Raw genomic sequence first — 18,059 nt, 5'->3', positions numbered from 1 at the left:
GCCGGCTGCTGCAGTTCCTCGCGTGTTACAACGCAGCTGTGCGGACTGGTTATCACCAGGGCACTACCCGGTGATCTGCATCATGGTGTCGGGGATTTCGCCGATAAAATGGTCGGTTTAGTCTTCGGCGGCTCAATCTAGCAGCTAATGGCCCGAGAAACAATGATTTTACTTGTTGGACATTGATCAACCGTCTGTCCAGCGACATCACACCATTTCATTCAATAACCATCCCCCTGTCATTCGTTTTCTTCTGTACCGGACAAAACGCCTATTTTTTAACCAGCTGTATTGTTGTCCGTTCAGGTCTCTTGCGTAACTATCTGAAAACACTGCCAATGCTGACTCGGTACGCAGCGTGCAAGAGCAAGGCTTCAGGAACCGGCAAAGGCGCCGCCATTCGCACGCGAAGGCAGCGCCTTTTTCTTTGGAGGTCAGCATGAAAGAACAGCATGTCGGAAGCGGTATCATCATCGACGACACCACCCTGCGGGATGGCGAGCAGACCGCTGGAGTGGTTTTTTCGCGGCGCGACAAGCGTGCCATTGCGCGAATGCTGGACGCGATCGGAGTGCAGGAGTTGGAATGTGGCATCCCGGCCATGGGCAGAGAGGAGCAGGAGAGCGTCAAGGACCTGGTGGATCTCGGGCTGAACGCGCGCCTGATCACCTGGAACCGCGCCACGATCGAGGATATCCGGGCCAGCATCGGCAGCGGCGTCACAGCTGTGGATATCTCGCTGTCGGTCTCGGATATCATGATCCGGAACAAGCTCCACAAGTCGCGCGCCTGGGTCATGGAGCAGCTCAAGACCGCTCTCGGTTTTGCCAAGGATCACGGACTGTACGTCTCGGTGGGGGGGGAGGATGCCAGCCGGGCAGATCTGCCGTTTCTGGTGGAGCTGATGCGGATCACCGCCTCCATGGGGGGGGACCGTTTCCGTTTCTGCGATACCCTCGGCATCCTTGACCCCTTCATCACCTACGAAAAGGTGGCGGCCCTGCGAGAGACGGTACCCGAGCTGCCGATCGAGGTGCATACCCATAATGATCTGGGCATGGCCACTGCCAATGCTATCGCCGGAATCCGCGCCGGAGCGTCCTTTGTCAACACCACGGTCAACGGCCTGGGGGAGCGGGCCGGTAATGCCGCTCTGGAAGAGGTGGTTATGGGGCTCAAATATGCCAGCGGTATCGATACCGGCATTGATACGCATCGCTTCCGCGAGCTGTCCCTGCTGGTGGCCAAGGCCTCACACCGCCCGCTGCCGGCCTGGAAAGCGGTGGTAGGGGAGCGGGTGTTCGCCCATGAATCGGGGCTGCATGCCGACGGGGTCATCAAGGACCCGAAGAACTACGAGGGGTTCGATCCGGCCGAGGTGGGACTGACCCGTCAGATCGTGGTGGGCAAACACTCCGGGGCCAGCGGACTGATCAGCCGCTATAAGGAGATCGGCATCGCCATCAGCCGCGCCGAAGCGGTCAGCCTGATGGATAAGGTCAGACGGATCGCCCAGCAGACCCGCCGTCCGCTCAACAACAGCCAGCTGCTCAAGTTGTACGATACGAAGAAAGCAGCCTGATCCCTCTGCACTGGCGCCCTCCCATATCTCTGTTACTCTTTACGTATACCTGAACCTGTACCCCCCCTGCCGCATTCCGTAACCCCATCCGTGACATTCGCGGCAGGGGGACTTTCGCGAAGAAAAACCGCTGCCTATGGAAAGAGCAGCGGCTCCGGTTCTGCCGGAGATTCCGGCAGTGCCTGTCGCGGATTCAGGCGCGAGCAGGCCGAAAACGGAGCGAAAGGAGAAGAGGATGGCCGAGGCCAGAAGGATAAAACCACAGGAAGCGCAGAACAGGGTGCAGGCAGGCCAGGCGCTCTTCATCTGTGCCTACGACAGCGAAGACATGTGCGAACGGATGCGTTTGGAAGGCGCCCTCACTCTGGGCGAACTCACTGCCAGGCTTCCCGGCATATCCAAAGACCAGGAGCTGATCTTCTACTGCAAATGACCGCAGGAACACACGTCTGCCGGTCGGGCAGAGGAATTCGCGGGAAAAGGTTATCGCAATGTTTCGGCACTGGAAGGGGGAATAGATGCCTGGAAAGAGGCGGGATTCAGCTGATCTTTCGGAATGGGCCGGCCAGGGTCGCTTCTCGATCCGCCGGCCCTCTTTCATGGAAGATTGATTGAGAAATTCATACCCGGGAGAGCGCCAATGCTTTGCGTAGATCGTTCTTCCTGCTATGATTGATCGGCCTTCATGCGGAGGAACCGATGGAAACGAATTTTCTCAAGCACGATCTGCTGCCTGAGTTCCTGGAAATTCTCGCCTCCTTTGGCCAGGTGCATGGTCCGCTCCTGACTGACAGCAGAGTGCCGGCCTTCGGAACGATCACTACTGTCACGGACCTGCGTCTTTATTATCGCCGCACCCTGATCCCCCCTAAAAAGTACCTGCTTCCCCCACGCGAAACCATTCTTATCTTCGATCCGGAGCGCGGATTCGAATCGCCTTCACCAGCCTGTCCCGAAATCGTGCTACTGGGGCTGCACCCCTGTGACTTGCAGGGGATCGCCTATCTTGACCGGGTCTTTCTGGGATATGCGGCCGACCCCCTGTACCGGGCCAGGCGTCAGGCACTGACGCTGATCGGTCTTTCCTGCGAACCGGACGAATATTGCTTTTGCGGCGAGCCGGCAGCAGACGGGATACGGGGCTGCGATCTGTTCATGCATTCCGGTGCCGCCGGATTCGACGTGCGGGCCTGGAGCCCCAAAGGACGGGCCATCCTGGATAAGCTGGCCCCCTGTCTGACAAAAGGCGACGCTCTCCCGGCGGCGGAGCGAACCTGCGGTGCGGCGGAAACCATCCGTCAGGCCACGGCCCGCGGCGAAATGTTTGAAAAAAGCCCGCTGTGGGAAAAGTTCGCCGGCCTCTGCCTCTCCTGCGGCGCCTGCTCCCTCTGCTGTCCGACCTGTTACTGCTTCGATATCCGCGAGCAGGGCGCCCTGGATGGAAAAACCGCCCGGAGAATACGCGAATGGGACAACTGCCTCTTCAAGACCCACGGCGAGGTAGCAGGCGGCGTCAATTTCCGCAAGAGCCGCCTGGAGCGCTTCCATTATCGTTACCGCCACAAATATCTGGGGTTCGGGCCCACACGGGGGATGCTCTCCTGCGTCGGCTGCGGGCGCTGCCGCGAGGTGTGTCCGGTGAAGATCGATCTTCTGGAACTGTTCGGGGAATCAGAGAATGCAACAGAGAGCTGATGCCGACATAGTCCCTTTCCCGGCCGTCATCGACGAACGGCGTCCGCTGTCGCCGGACACCGTCTTTTACCGCCTGCGTCCGGAGAACGATGACCATGCCCGTTTTCGCTTCAATCCGGGGCAGTTTGTCCAGCTCTCGGTTCCTGGTGCAGGTGAAGCCCCTATTTCCCTGGCCGGGGCCCAGCGAGGCGACGGCATGCTGGAGGTATGCGTCAGGGGGGTGGGACATGTGACCACCATGCTGCATCGTCTCGTACCCGGCGAACGGGTGGGTATCCGTGGACCGTACGGCAACGGCTTCCCGCTGTCCGAGTGGGGGGGGCGGAATATCCTGCTGCTGGCCGGCGGTCTCGGCATCGCTCCACTGCGTTCGCTGCTGCACACCATCCTCGTACGCCGGGGGGAATTCGGCGAAATCGCCCTGATGTACGGCGCCCGGGAACCGGCGGCAATCCTGTTCAAGGAGGAACTGGCCGAACTGTCCGGACGGCGGGACATGCATCTCTTTCTGACGGTGGATTTTGCCAGCGATCAGCCCCCCGAGGGCCTGATCTGCAATACGGGGCTTCTGCCGACCCTGCTGAAGGGGATCAATTTCGCTGCGGCAGGCACCGTTGCCGCCGTGTGCGGTCCCCCGCCGCTCTACCGCTGCCTGATCGATGAGCTGCAGGGGCTGGGCATCCCGGCCGAGCGCATCTTTCTTTCGCTGGAGCGCAGAATGAAGTGCGGTGTGGGGCTCTGCTGCCATTGCGCTGTGGGGGACCTCTTCTGCTGCAGCGACGGGCCGGTTTTCCGCTACAGCGACCTCGCAGGGATCAAGGGGGCTCTATGAGCAAACCGGCCATCGCCATAGCCGGGCTGACCGCCTGCTCCGGATGCCAGCTGACGCTTCTGAACTGCGAAGAGGAGTTGCTGGAGATCGTGCGGCATTTCAGCATCGAGTACTTTCCCATAGGACATACGGAGCGCACGATTGCCGGTCCGATCGACGTGGCCTTCGTGGAAGGGGCCGTTTCCACTCCCGAAGATCTGGAAACGCTGATCCGTTTGCGCAACTGCAGCCGCCTCCTGGTGGCCTTCGGCACCTGCGCCCTATGGGGGGGCATCGCAGCCATGAAGAACCACGAGTCGAGGCGGGACCTGGCCGCGGCGGTTTACGGCCCAGCGGGAGATGCCCTGAAAACGTTCAATCCGCAGCCTTTCCACCATTTTGTCAAAGTCGATTTCGCCATTACCGGCTGCCCCCCTGAAAAAGGGGAGCTTGTGGCGACCCTGGCCTCCCTCAGGCGGGGAACCTTCCCGGTATTCCCTTCCTGCCCGGTTTGCACCGAGTGCCGCATCCGGGAAAACCTCTGTTTGCTGATCGAGCGTGACGAGATGTGCCTGGGGCCGTTGATTCAGGCCGGTTGCAATGCCCGCTGCCCGACGGTGGGGATCTCGTGCGAGGGGTGCCGCGGACCGGTGGTCGAGGCCAATGTTGCTGCCCAGGTAGAACTGCTGCTGGAAAAGGGCTTTGGCAGGGATGAAATTGTCAGCCGCATGCAACGCTTTTACCCGGAGTGGAATTATGAGCAGCGCAGTTGAGATAAAACCGATCACCCGCGTGGAAGGGCACGGCCGCATCACGGTTTCCCTGGACGGCGGGAAGGTGAGCCGGGTCAGTCTCTCGCTCTTCGAATCCCCCCGTTTCTTCGAGTCGCTGCTCACCGGCAAAAGCCATGTCGAGGTGCCGGAGATCATCTGCCGCATCTGCTCCCTCTGCTCCACCGTACACCGCATCTGCGCCCTGCAGGCCATCGAAAAGTCCATGAATGCCCCGACAAGCGAGCAGACCAGGCTCTTCCGGGAACTGATTCTGTATGGCGGGCACATCCAGAGCCATGCCATGCATCTCTTCTGCCTGGTGCTCCCCGACTGTTTCAGGGTTGCCGGCCTCTCCGGCCTGGCGGACAAGGCCCCGGAGGAACTGAAAATGGGGCTGCGGATCAAGAGGGTCGGCAACCTGATCCAGGAAACGGTGGGTGGCAGGCTGATCCATCCGGTAACCCTGATCCCGGGGGGTATGGGAAAACCGGTGAACCGGGAAGGGCTGTTGATGTTGAAAGAGGCGCTGCAATCCGCACTGCCCGAGGCGCATGCGGCCTTGAGGCTGTTCGCGGCCCTTCCCCAGGCAGGGGGGGGCGTACTTCCGGCTCCGCGCTATCTCGCCCTTAAGCCGGATACTGTACCTTTCTTTGGCGAGGGGTTGGTCATGGGGAACGGGCGCAGGATCCCGGCCGATTCCTATAGGACGGCCCTGTCGGAACGGTTGCCGGAAAGCGGCAATGCCAAGACGGTGCTGATCGACGGTGAAGCCCCCACCGTGGGGGCACTGGCCCGGCTCAATCTCGGCCTGCGCCTTTCGACCACGGCTGCCGCCGCCTTCAGCGAGTTCCGCCCCGTGCTGTCCGGCGGCGATATCCGCGCCAACAACCTGGCCCAGGCTCTTGAGCTGATCCTGGCGGTGGAGCGTTCCCTTGAGGTTGTCGACACCCTGCTGGAAGCCGGCTTCAGCCGCGAGGAACCGGCCACATTCGCCATCGGCAGGGGGCAGGGAAGTGCCGCCATAGAAGCGCCGCGCGGAGTTCTGATCCACAGCTACGGATTCGACAGCAGGGGGATCTGCACCGAAGCCGATGTCATCACTCCCACCGCCATCAATCAGGCTGCCATGGAACGGGACCTGCTCGCCCTGGCCTGCCAGATGGAGGGTGCGGATGGGCGGGAATTAACAGCCTCCCTCGAACAGTTGGTGCGTGCCTATGACCCGTGCATATCCTGCGCAGTACACCTGGTCAGGCTTTAGATATTCTCCCCCTTCTTCCTGTCTCCTCCTCCCTTCATGACTTTTCTGCCATGCCATCTCTAACGGAACTCGTTGCACAGAATATGGGCAGATGCTGCACGTAAGATCCGCGATCTGCCTTTCTACGGCATCCAAGAGCCTGATTTCGGCTGTTTTATGCATTTGGCATGGCCAATGCATTATGCTGGCGATACTATAGATACTCTCCAGAGAGTTCTGGCAAAGGCGCCGCCATTCACAGCCATGGGGGCGCTTTTTTTGTTGTCCTGGCCACTCGGCGGGATGGGATACCCATTCACCCCGGACCCGGTTGACCCTGCTGCGGCCACGGGTTGCCTGAAAAGGCCGCATAAAAGAGATATGAAGGAAGAACCCCAGTCGACGGCTCCATGACAAGCAGTCGCACGAGTGGGAGTGAGACGGTGCGGCAGAAGAAAGAAGCCCGTGGCGGGAAGTGAGCATCGATGCGCATCCGTCCTAAAAGTCGCAGGACTGAAGCCACGCACGGTGCCGGAGCGCTGTGCGGCTCGCTGCTGATCCATTGTGCCGCGGCAGGGATAGCGGCAGGGCTGATGCTCCAGCGGCCTGAAACCCGGCAGCTGCCGGTAATTGATCTGACCCTGGCCCCCGGGGCAATGGGAGGAACCGGGCAACGACAGGCTCCACCGCCATCAGGGTCGAACCCGAGGGTGTTTCGCTCGGAATCGCGGACAGCGGGAACGATTGGACCGGCCGCCACAGTAACGCCGCCATCGCCGGCAGCCCCGGTTCCGTCTCCATCTCCAGTTGCGGTTCCGCCGTCACCGTCTCAGCCGGTGGCCGGCGGAGCGCTCGGACCGGCCGTTCAAGCCGGAACTGCTGCGTCTGAGCGGGGCAATGCGGCCTCGCCAACGGCAACGGTTCAATTCGTGGGTAACGGGGCCGGCGGAACTAAAACGGCGGAAACTCTGCAGAGACACTACCTGAAGGAGCATTTTGCCTACATCCGGGATTTGGTCGCCAGGGAACTGCGCTACCCCCGTCAGGCGCTCCGCATGGGGTGGAGCGGGAGGGTGGTCGTGTCGTTCCAGGTGCTGCCGGACGGCAGCATCTCCGAACTGCGGGTGGCCCGCAGCAGCATGCGCCCCCTGCTGGACAGCGATGCATTGGAAACCGTGGGCCGGGCCGCGCCGTTTCCCCCACCGCCGGTAAGTGCGCGGCTCATGATCCCGGTGGATTATGTCCTGGAGTAATCCCGCAGGCCTGCTGGAGGTGTTGTACGGAGCCTGTTTCAGGGTGGCCGCTTCAGGGTTTGCGGTACAGGCCGCGTCACGTTTCTGGGACGGGTCACCGGCGCAGCGCTCTGGCCCGGGCAGCCTGGATGGGCACCTCCGGGAGCAGAACGGAACTCTTTAACCCATCGGTACATTATACGTCAGGTGCGACATAATGCGCCCATCGTTATATATAAAACTATATATCGATCCATCTTGATTCTTTGGTGGTTTATAGCGCCGGTTATAGGTCGGCTGTCACGTATCTATCGTTATATATGTGGATATATAACCAGGCGTCCGCCGTGTGGCACCATGCCAAGCCTACGGAAGGGGTCGCGCTCAACTGTATGCACACGATTCAATCTTAGAGTCCTCGGTTTCTGCACTTTACTAACCAGACGCTACAGAGCACGAATCAAAAAAAATGTCCGCAATGAAAGGATACTACCAATGAGAAAACGCTTTTTGCTGTTTGCAGCAATGTCTGCCGTTGTCGTTTCCATGGCCTCGATTGCATATGGCGGCACATACCTGACGTCGGAAAGTTTTGCAGTCAGCGCGGGTGGCAATCACTCAGGCACCTCAACCACCTGCATGATCATGAGCGATACGTCCACCTGGTCGGGCGGCGCGTCGGGGCTCCAGGGTGAGGACGGTTACAACATGAACCACAACCAGGCTTTGGCCGCCAACGTCACCCTCAAATTCAACGTCGGCTCGACGGTGGCTGCGCTGAACAGCACTTACGGAGCCGGCAACTGGACTATCCAGAACCCGAAACTGACCTTCCAGTACACCCTCTACGCCAACAATACCCGCTTTAATGGGGGCACCGGCGATTTCAATATTTACTGGGTCAGCAACGACGCCTGGACACAAACCACTCCCGCTCCGGTCTACGCGTCATCGACATCGGGGTTCAGCGGCTGGGCCAGCTATGACCTGCTCACCAGCAGTGCGATCACCTACCCCTGGGATACCCACTACATATATGGCGGCAGCGGTTATACAGGCACCTACAGCGACTGTAGCACTCCCGCCTGGGTCACCGACAAAACCGGGTACAAGCAGGCGGTCATCAGCTACGACCTTGACCTGGCTTCCAGCTTCGTGAGCGATATTACCGGCGCTACGAACGGGGGAGCCAATGATAACGTCTCGCTCTATCTGATGGCGGCCGATCCCACTAACTCAAGCCTCGGATTGACCATCTTTACGGGGGGCGGAACTACCCTTCCGACCCTGAGCTTTGATGTCTACAGCACACCGTAACAATCAATGAACCGGAGTAGCGTCTGGTTAACAAACTGCAGAAACATGCAAAATGAAACTTATAAATCAGGGGGCTTAAAAGATGTCGACAAGAAGCTCGCACCATAGCAGGCAAAGCCTGATGAGCCGGTTCATGGCCGGATTGTCGAGGCATATCGGGGCCGCCATGCTGCCGCTTGCGGCGGTGGCGCTCTCTTGTGCGCCCGCCGCCCAGGCGGCCACACCCTATAGCGGCGACATCTCCCCCGCCACCGACCCAAGCACCTGGACCGGTCAAAGCGTTTTCATCGGGTACAACACGGGCGATGGCTCCTTGAGTATCAACGGAGGAAGCGCCGTTACAAATAGTTCAGCTTCTCTCGGGGTCTCGGCCGGTAAAACAGGAACCGTCACCGTTGACGGCACCGGTTCGAAGTGGACCAACAGCAGCCTTACCGTAGGCAATTCCGGCACCGGGACGCTCACAATCACCAACGGTGCAGCCGTTACCGGCACAAGCTCCACCCTTGGCAGCGCTGCAGGTTCCAGCGGCATGGTCAGCGTTGACGGCAGCAGTTCGAAATGGACCTCAGGCGGCCTTACCGTAGGCAGTTCCGGCACCGGGATGCTCGCAATCACCAACAGCGCAGCCGTTACGAGTACAAATTCCACCCTTGGCAACGCTGCCGGTTCCAGCGGCACCATTACCGTAGACGGCTCAGGCTCGGCCTGGACTCTTACCAGCACCAGCAATGCCCTGAACATAGGCAGTGCAGGGGGGAGTACCGGAACGCTGAACATAACCAACGGCTCGACGGTCGCCACCGGCACGGGAACAACGACCGTCTACGCCACCGGCAAGATAGATTTCGGTACCAACGGCGGCAGCCTCACCACCGGTACACTGTATGCTTCACCGTCACTAATATCGGGTACCGGCACGATCAATGCCAGCGGCATCGTCAGTGACCTGGACTTGACTTTTGACGCCTCCCACGGCGCCACGCAAACGATTACGAAAAACAATGTCGCCTATAACCTGAGTCTGCTCGCCACCAACCCGCTCGGTGCCGGATACCTCGGTACGGGAAACCTGAACATTGCAGGGGGCGCCACCGCTACATCCAAGATTGGCTACCTCGGCTACCTGGCCGGCTCCAACGGCACGGCGACCGTCAGCGGTGCCGGCTCGACGTGGACCGACAGCGCCGAATTATACGTGGGATATAATGGAGCCGGGTCGCTCGCCATTACCAACGGAGGCAAGGTCAGCACCGCCTCCTACGGCTATCTCGGCTACAACGCCGGTTCCACCGGGACCATGACCGTCAACGGCACCGGCTCGAGCTGGGCCAACAGCAGCGTCCTGAACGTGGGGAATTACGGTGCCGGGACGCTCAGCATCGCCAACGGTGCATCCGTCAGCAATACCAACGCCACGATCGGCTACATGGCCGGTTCCAGTGGCACGGTCACCGTCGACGGTTCCGGCTCGGCATGGAATACCAGCGGCACTCTCAACATCGGCGCTACTTCCGGCACCGGCACACTGAACATAACCAACGGCTCGGCGGTCACCGTCACAGGGGCAACGACCGTCGGCACCTACGGCAGGATCAATTTCGGCACCAACGGCGGCACCCTCACCACCGCGATGCTCTATGCCACACCGTCGCAGGTGTCGGGTAGCGGTACCATCAATACTTCCGGTATCATCGGCGATGTGAATCTCGCCTTCGACGCCTCTCACGGCGTCAGTCAAGCCTTTGCGCAAAACGGCATAGTCTACAATCTGAACCAGTCCGCCACCAACCCGCTTGGCGTCGGGTATCTCGGCACGGGTACCCTGAACATCTCGGGCGGCGTCACCGTTGCATCCGCCAGCGGCATTCTCGGCAGCAACAATACCAGCAGCACCGGTATGGCAACCGTTACCGGCGCAAATTCCAAGTGGACCAATAGCGGCACCCTGAACGTCGGCACCATCGGTACCGGTTCGCTCGGCATACTGAACGGCGGATACGTCAGCAACACGGTCGGCACTATCGGCTCCAAAGGCACAGTCACCGTGGACGGATCATCCACCGCCAACGGTACAACAACCCCCTCGCAGTGGGTCAACAGCACCAGCCTCAGCGTCGGCAACTATTTAGGAGGCGGAAAACTCAACATCACCAACGGCGGGCTGGTGTCCGTCACGGGCGCAACGACCATTCTAAGCAACAGCACCGTCGACTTCACCGGCGGCGGCACGCTCACCACCGGATCACTCTTTGCTTCTTCGTCGCAACTGTCCGGCAGCGGCACGATCAATACCTCCGGTATCGTCGCCGATACGAATCTTGTCTTCGATGCCTCCCACGGCGCCAATCAAACCTTTGCAATGAACGGCGTTACAACAAACCTGACCCAGAGCAGCACCAAAGAACTCGGTGTCGGCTACCTCGGTGCAGGCACCCTGAACATCTCGGGCGGCGCCACCATTGCGTCTTCCACCGGCTATCTCGGCTACAATGCCGGATCAAACGGCACGGCAACCGTTGACGGGGCAAATTCGCGCTGGACCAACACTACCCTGAACACAGGCAGTTCCGGTACCGGCGCACTCAGCATCACGAACGGCGGATACGTCAAAAGCACCACCTCCGGCATTGTCGCCAGCAGCGCCGGCTCCACCGGCAGTGTCACCGTCGACGGGACAGCCACCGTCAACGGCACAACAACCCCCTCCACGTGGGAGAGCAGCGGCGCCCTCACCATCGGCTCGTCCGGCAACGGAACGCTCACCGTCACCAACGGCGGGTACGTCAAAAACACCACAGCGGTCATCAGCAACAGCAACGGCTCCGCCGGCAGCGTCAGCGTCAACGGCGCCGGTTCGAAGTGGGAGAACAGCAGTACCCTTGCCATCGGCAGCAGTAGCAGTGCTACCGGGACGTTCAATGGGGCACTCAAGATCAGCAACGGCGGGTATGTCAGCAATACCAACGCAACTATCAACAACTCCGGTGCGGCCTCTGTCGATGGCGCATCCATCGTCAATGGCATAACAACGCCCTCGCAGTGGCTCAGCAACGGCACCCTCGCCGTCGGCGGCCTGTACGGCGCCGGCTCGCTCAGCATCACCAACGGCGGATACGTCAAGAATACCGGTGCCGGCACTGTCGGCTCCAGTAACAACAACGACAAGAATATCGTCACTGTTGCCGGCGCCGGCTCGAAGTGGGAAAACAGCGGTACCCTCTCCCTCGGCTCCATCCAGAACAGCAACAAGTCGGTGAATGGCATCGGCAGGCTCACCATCGGCAACGGCGGGACTGTCACGGCAGCAACGCCCGTCACCATCAACAGCACCTCGGTCCTGACCACCGACGTAGCCGGCACGCTCACCGTTGGCGGCGGCACCGGCGCAATGACCAATTACGGCGTTATCCGCATGGTTGCAGGCCCGGCAGCGGCCAACGGCGCCTACACCCCCATCTCCGCCACCACCTGGAACACGACCATCACCTACACCACGGTCACGCCTAATGTGACACATACCGGCACATTTCAGGCCCTGGGGGGGAAGTATGACTCCACCGCCCACAGCGTAACCGTATCCTCGGCAGCAACGACTGATGCAGGCATCGCCACGACCTTCGATCTGGCGCAGACCCAGCGCGTGCTGGTCAGCGATGCGGTCAGCGGCACGTCGGTCGGCGCGGCCTTCCAGGCCGCAGCATCCGCCACCAACCTGACCTTTGGCGCGACTGCCATCAGCGGGACGGAACAGACCGCGCTGCAAAATATCATCAGCAAACCGGTGCTCAGCGGCTGGGACTTCACCAGCAGCGGTTATACCCCCGGCGACCCGGTCTATCTTTCGCTCTCCGTCGGCTCAGGCCGCAGCCAGTCAGATCTTACGGTCTGGAAGTATAACGGCACAACCTCAACCTGGTCGCGGTACGCGGCCAATGATCTGGTCTATGACGGCACCTATGCCAGTTTCACCGTTAGCGACCTCGGCACCTACGCGGTCAGCGGCGCAGTCACGATTCCCGGCGCCCCCAGCGGGGTGACCGCCGTGGCCGGCAACGGCCAGGCAACTGTAACCTTCACGCCGCCCGCATCCGACGGCGGCGGCATTGTCGGCTATACGGTCATCGCGTCTCCCTCGACCGGTACTACCGACAGTAATGCCGGCTCCACCGCCACCACCCATACCGTTACCGGTCTGACCAACGGCACCGGCTATACCTTTACCGTCACCGCCACCAATGCGCTCGGGACCAGCGCCACATCCGCCCAGTCAAACCTTGTCACGCCCGCCGCGTCCTTCACTGTGCCCGGCGCACCCGCCGGCGTCACCGCCGTGGCGGGCAACGGCCAGGCGACCGTGACCTTCACGGCTCCCTCCTCCAACGGCGGCAGCTCCATCACCGGCTACACCGTCACCTCCAGTCCGGCGGGCGGGGTGGACATCGCCGCCGGCTCCACCAGCCTGTACCATACCATCACCGGCCTGACCAACGGCACCGCCTACATCTTTACCGTCACCGCCACCAATGCGACCGGGACCGGTACCGCCGCAACATCCAACAGCGTTACCCCCACCCTGCCTCTCTTCGTACCCAGTGCCCCGACCGGCGTCACCGCCACGTTCGGCGACTCCCAGGCGACCGTGACCTTCAGCGCACCGGTCTCCAACGGCAACAGCGCCATCACCGGCTACACGGTGACATCCTCTCCGGGCAACAAGACAGCCAGCGGCACGGCCAGCCCTATCACCATCACCGGCCTGACCAACGGCCAGGCCTATACCTTCACCGTCACCGCCGCTAACGTGGTCGGTAGCGGTGCCGCTTCCGCCGCATCCAACAGCGTCATTCCGGGCTCCGGCCCCGGTGCGCCCACAGGGGTTACCGCCGTGGCGGGCAACAGCCAGGCCACCGTGAGCTTCACGGCGCCCGCAAATAACGGCGGCAGCGCCATCACCGGCTATACGGCAGTTTCCACTCCGGGCACCATAACCGCCAGCGGCACTACCAGCCCGATTACCGTCACCGGCCTGACCAACGGCACCCCCTACACCTTCACCGTCACCGCCACCAACTCCGGCGGCAGCGGGGCTGCCTCTACCGCGTCGAACAACGTGACTCCTCATACCGTACCCGGTGCACCCACGGGGGTCACCGCCATTCCCGGCTACACACAGGCTACGGTGAGCTTCACCGCTCCCTCCTCCAACGGAGGCAGCGCCATTACCGGCTATACCGTGGTCTCCAATCCAGTAGGCGGCATAGACAGCAACCCTGGATCCACCGCCACTACCCGTACCATCACCGGCCTGACCAACGGCACCGCCTATACCTTCACCGTCACCGCCGCCAACGCGGCAGGCCCCGGCGCCGCTTCCGACCCGTCCAACAGCGTCATCCCCGCTGTCCCTGCAACACCGACAACGGTCACTCTTTTTTCGGATTATCAAACCTACGTGATATCAGGCAGCGACGGACCTTCGAACACAACGGGCTCCAGCTATGCCGATACGAGCTTTTACAGCAAAGGCGCCATGATGATTTCGGCGCCGGCAGCTACTACGTACTACTCGAACCCGCGCACTATGGATTCATTGTTCAGCTTCAATACGGCCACTGATAAAACAGGCAGGGGAGGCACCTATGCACCCGCCAACGGCAGTACCGATATAATCGGCGCCGATATCAAAGTAGCCTTCAACAGCAAGTATGGCGCGGGCAACTGGTATATTTCCTCAGCCAGCATTGCCCTGGCCTCCAACTGGACCGAAGAAGGCATTCAGCCCAACAATCCGGATTTCAACAAGGTCGCTTCCGGGCAGTTCACGTTCAAACTGTTGGGCGGCAACCCGGATATCTCCACGACAACCTGGAACACGCTTCAGGCATACCTCCCCACGACCACCGCCACACCCGTAGGGACGTTCCAGTGGAATGCGACCGGGCCCGGCACCAACAATACCAGTGCAGAGCCGCAGACGTCCTACAACCTGACGGTCAATGACACCCTCACCGCCGCACTCCTTTCCGGCAAGCTGACGCTGCTGGGCGTCGCGGCGGATGACAAGGTCGGCTACGTCTTTAATACCTCCAACAGGCTTGCTCCGCAAATCGCCATCACCGCCAACGCCATTTCCGCCCCCGGTGCGCCGACCGGCGTTACCGCCGTGGCGAGCAACGGCCAGGCGGCTGTGACCTTCATGCCGCCGGTATCCAACGGCGGCAGCACCATCACCGGCTACACCGTCACCTCCAACCCGGCAGGTGGCGTAGACAGCGCTGCCGGGACCACGGGCACCACTCATACCATTACCGGCCTGACCAACGGCACCGCCTATACCTTCACCGTTACCGCCGCCAACACAGTCGGCAGCGGAGCTGCGTCCGTCGCGTCGAACAGCGTCATCCCCGTTGCTTTTACAACCCCCGGCACACCGACAGGCGTTACCGCTGTTCCGGGCAACAGCCAAGCGACCGTGACCTTCACGGTTCCGGCTTCCAACGGCGGCAGCGTCATCACCGGCTATACGGTGACATCCTCTCCCGGCGCTATAACCGCCAGCGGAACAGCCAGCCCGATTACCGTCACCGGCCTGACCAACGGCACCGCCTACACCTTCACCGTTGTTGCAGCCAACGCGGCTGGCAGCGGCGCCGCTTCGGCCGCATCAAACAGCGTCACGCCTTGGTTGCTGACACCGGTCATTGGGGTACCATCCGCGACCACGGTGAAATCAGACACTACGGTAACCTATAGTGTGAGCTATGGCGGGGCAGAAAACATCACGTTGGCTGCCAACAATATCACCCTTATCAAGAGCGGCACGGCCAACGGCCAGGTAGCGGTCAGTGGCAGCGGAACGACCAGCCGCACGATATCCATCGGCAACATTACCGGAGACGGTACCCTCGGCATCACCATTGCCGCAGGAACCGCCACAGCCGGCGGCGGCGCGATAACTGCGCAGCCGTCAGCGGCCAGTGCACCATTTACGGTGGACAACATCGCGCCAACCCTGACGGTAACCACTCTGGCCGACGGCACGATCACCAGCAACAACACCCTCACCATCACCGGTACCGCCAGCGATGCCAACGGCATCCAGAGCCTGACGGTAAACGGGTCGGCAGTCACACCGGATGCGGTCAGCGGTGCCTTCAATACCGCTGTGCCCCTTACCTCCGGCGCCAACACTATCACCGTGATTGCAACCGATTCGGCCGGAAATCAGACAACAGACAGCAGAAGCACCATCTACGACCAGGCGGCGCCGATAATCACCCTCAGCGATCCGACACCTGCCGGAGGGAGCTATACCTCTCAGCAGACCGTCACCATAGCCGGCACGCTCAGCGAACCCGGCACCGTGGAAATAAGGATAGGGAACGGTGAATTCCAAGCGGCAATCATGAGCGGCAACAGCGCGACCTTCAGTTATCAGGCCATCCTCGTGCCTGGCCTGAACACGATAGAGGTCAAGGCAACCGACCTTGTAAATGACGGCACAAAAAACAGCTCTACGATCACGCGCACGGTAATCTTCGACAGTACCGCCCCGTCGCTGGCCATCACCGATCCGTCCGGCGACATAACCACCGCCGTGAGCGGATACCTGTTGAGCGGGACCGTGTCCGACCAGGACACGGGCATAACATCCGTCGATATCAAGATAGACGGCGTGTCCGTGTCCCCATCTCCAAGCGTCGTCAACGGCGCCTTCCAGCAGACCTTGACCTTCACGGCCGGCAAGACATACGCCATTACCGTTACTGCCACCGATTTTGCCGGTAATACCTCCACGGTCCAGCGCAACATCATCTTCAGGCCGCTCTCCATTACCGATCCCCTGCGCGCCCTGCAGATCGCCGTGGGGCTCGTGGCCCGGACCCCGGACGATGATGCACTGGACGTGGGGCCGTTGGTGAACGGTGCACCGCACGCGGACGGCGTCATCGACATCAGCGACGCGATCGCCCTGCTCCGCAGGGTCGTGGGGCTGGCGAGCTGGTAGTACGAGTCGGATGCCGCGACAACAGGACAATTCCAACCCAGCGGTTCCCCTCCTCGACGGGTCTGGATGGCCTAAGGGAAGGGGGCGGGGGCGGAGCGTCCCCCGACACCTCTCGGTTAGGGAAATGGGTTTTGGGGAAGCAAATAAAAACTAACGGACTCCACTGATTCCAAAAGGAGAAACACGATGAAAACCGGATATCTCTTGACCTTCATTTTGTCGCTGGGCCTGTTGGCCCTCTCCGGCTGCGGCGGCGGCAGCAATGGCAGCGGCGGCACAACGACCGTGAGCGGCGTGGCCTCCAAGGGGATCTTTACCGGCGGCACGGTCAAGGTATATGCCCTGAACAGCGACGGTAGCAAAGGGACCCTGCTGAATACCGTGAGCATCAATGCGGACGGCAGCTATACCGCCGCCATCGGAGGCTATGCCGGTCCGGTCCTCACCGAGGCGAGCGGCAGTTACACCGACGAGGCGACCGGTACGGCCATGCAGGTGTCGGAGAACGCTCCCTTGCGAGCCGCGGTACAAAACGCCTCGGGCAACGTGCAGGTCGCCATCACCCCCCTGACGGAGATCGCCGTCAGGAAGGCCACGGATACGGCAACCAGCAAAATCACCGTCGCCTCGATCGGGGCCTCCAATGCGCTGGTGGCCACTGTCTTCCATGTTGCGGACATCGTGGCCACCAGGCCGGTGGATGTGACCAGCACCGCCTCGGCCACGGCCTCCACTGCACAGAAGGAGTACTCCCTGGCCCTGGCTGCCGTATCCCAGATGATGAAGGACAACGGCCAGGACCTGGCAACGGTGGTAAGCCAGGTGTCAGGTGCCATTACCGGTTCCGGCAGCGGCGCCTGGCTGGAAGGCTCGACTGCTGCCGGCTTTCAAGCGGCATTGCAGACCTTCGTGTCCGACACGGAGAAGAACAAGACCGGCGTCACCGATGCGTCATCCACGGGTCTCGCCGGTGTGGGGGCCACCACGGCAACCGTCAGGCTGAGTACCCAGGGGAGCGCAACCGCATTGAACGGCATCCAGGTGACCCTGGCTCTTCCGGCCGGTGTCACGGTCAGGGCCGCAAGCTCCGACGGCTCCTCCGGTCTGACACCCTTGGCGGGCCTGGTCAGCGCCACGGGCGTGGTCCCTGCCGGCTCCACCCTGGCGGCCCGGTATGACGCCCCGACCGACACCGCCACTGCCCGGCTCGCCCTGGCCCTGGTCAGCGTGGCGGGCTTTCCCGCCGGGGAGTTCGCCACCATCATCTGCAACGTTGCGCCGGGCGTGACCATCAGCAGCGTCTCGTTCACGCCTGATGCCTTCTCGAATCTCAAGGCTGTTGACGAATCCGGTACCGTTGTTCCGGGGGTAACGATCAGTGCGGTGGTGACGCAATAA

10 protein-coding genes are annotated in these 18,059 nt (G+C 61.4%); all 10 read left to right on the top strand.

All coding sequences use genetic code 11. The features are described from left to right. Nucleotides 1–439: 439 nt before the first annotated feature. Nucleotides 440–1,582, top strand: a complete 1,143-nt coding sequence (gene nifV, locus GSVR_RS20255; RefSeq protein ID WP_173195668.1) for a homocitrate synthase — start codon at nt 440–442, stop codon at nt 1,580–1,582. A gap of 235 nt (nt 1,583–1,817) precedes the next feature. Further along, nucleotides 1,818–2,015 (top strand): ArsR family transcriptional regulator, encoded by a 198-nt coding sequence (locus tag GSVR_RS20250; protein ID WP_173195667.1) that lies wholly within the window; start codon nt 1,818–1,820, stop codon nt 2,013–2,015. A 266-nt stretch (nt 2,016–2,281) separates the two neighbouring features. After that, the gene (locus GSVR_RS20245) at nt 2,282–3,277 is read left to right on the top strand and encodes a 4Fe-4S dicluster domain-containing protein (protein ID WP_173195666.1); all 996 of its coding nucleotides are present in this window, start codon (nt 2,282–2,284) and stop codon (nt 3,275–3,277) included. Then, the gene (locus GSVR_RS20240) at nt 3,261–4,109 is read left to right on the top strand and encodes an FAD/NAD(P)-binding protein (RefSeq protein ID WP_173195665.1); all 849 of its coding nucleotides are present in this window, start codon (nt 3,261–3,263) and stop codon (nt 4,107–4,109) included. The genes GSVR_RS20245 and GSVR_RS20240 overlap by 17 nt, the downstream gene beginning before the upstream one ends. After that, nucleotides 4,106–4,861 (top strand): NADH:ubiquinone oxidoreductase, encoded by a 756-nt coding sequence (locus GSVR_RS20235; RefSeq protein ID WP_173195664.1) that lies wholly within the window; start codon nt 4,106–4,108, stop codon nt 4,859–4,861. The genes GSVR_RS20240 and GSVR_RS20235 overlap by 4 nt, the downstream gene beginning before the upstream one ends. After that, entirely contained in the window at nt 4,845–6,122 is a 1,278-nt protein-coding gene (locus GSVR_RS20230; protein WP_173195663.1) for a Ni/Fe hydrogenase subunit alpha, read from the top strand. Before GSVR_RS20235 ends, GSVR_RS20230 begins: the two co-directional genes overlap by 17 nt. Before the next feature lie 464 nt (nt 6,123–6,586). Beyond that, nucleotides 6,587–7,354 (top strand): energy transducer TonB, encoded by a 768-nt coding sequence (locus GSVR_RS20225; protein WP_173195662.1) that lies wholly within the window; start codon nt 6,587–6,589, stop codon nt 7,352–7,354. Nucleotides 7,355–7,828: 474 nt separating this feature from the next. Then, nucleotides 7,829–8,650, top strand: a complete 822-nt coding sequence (locus GSVR_RS20220; RefSeq protein WP_173195660.1) for a PEP-CTERM sorting domain-containing protein — start codon at nt 7,829–7,831, stop codon at nt 8,648–8,650. Between the two features lie 82 nt (nt 8,651–8,732). Further along, nucleotides 8,733–16,661: an S-layer family protein gene (locus GSVR_RS20215; RefSeq protein ID WP_173195658.1), complete on the top strand. Its 7,929-nt coding sequence runs from the start codon at nt 8,733–8,735 to the stop codon at nt 16,659–16,661. A gap of 186 nt (nt 16,662–16,847) precedes the next feature. Further along, the gene (locus GSVR_RS20210) at nt 16,848–18,059 is read left to right on the top strand and encodes a hypothetical protein (protein ID WP_173195656.1); all 1,212 of its coding nucleotides are present in this window, start codon (nt 16,848–16,850) and stop codon (nt 18,057–18,059) included.

The organism is Geobacter sp. SVR, from assembly GCF_016865365.1.
In the GTDB taxonomy this organism is placed as follows: Bacteria; Desulfobacterota; Desulfuromonadia; order Geobacterales; family Pseudopelobacteraceae; genus Pelotalea.
This window is presented reverse-complemented; position numbering and strand designations above follow the sequence as displayed.

Coding starts and splice junctions, on each gene's coding strand:
- nifV (WP_173195668.1), top strand. CDS start 440: ATGAAAGAACAGCATGTCGGAAGCGGTATCATCATCGACGACACCACC.
- GSVR_RS20250 (WP_173195667.1), top strand. CDS start 1,818: ATGGCCGAGGCCAGAAGGATAAAACCACAGGAAGCGCAGAACAGGGTG.
- GSVR_RS20245 (WP_173195666.1), top strand. CDS start 2,282: ATGGAAACGAATTTTCTCAAGCACGATCTGCTGCCTGAGTTCCTGGAA.
- GSVR_RS20240 (WP_173195665.1), top strand. CDS start 3,261: ATGCAACAGAGAGCTGATGCCGACATAGTCCCTTTCCCGGCCGTCATC.
- GSVR_RS20235 (WP_173195664.1), top strand. CDS start 4,106: ATGAGCAAACCGGCCATCGCCATAGCCGGGCTGACCGCCTGCTCCGGA.
- GSVR_RS20230 (WP_173195663.1), top strand. CDS start 4,845: ATGAGCAGCGCAGTTGAGATAAAACCGATCACCCGCGTGGAAGGGCAC.
- GSVR_RS20225 (WP_173195662.1), top strand. CDS start 6,587: ATGCGCATCCGTCCTAAAAGTCGCAGGACTGAAGCCACGCACGGTGCC.
- GSVR_RS20220 (WP_173195660.1), top strand. CDS start 7,829: ATGAGAAAACGCTTTTTGCTGTTTGCAGCAATGTCTGCCGTTGTCGTT.
- GSVR_RS20215 (WP_173195658.1), top strand. CDS start 8,733: ATGTCGACAAGAAGCTCGCACCATAGCAGGCAAAGCCTGATGAGCCGG.
- GSVR_RS20210 (WP_173195656.1), top strand. CDS start 16,848: ATGAAAACCGGATATCTCTTGACCTTCATTTTGTCGCTGGGCCTGTTG.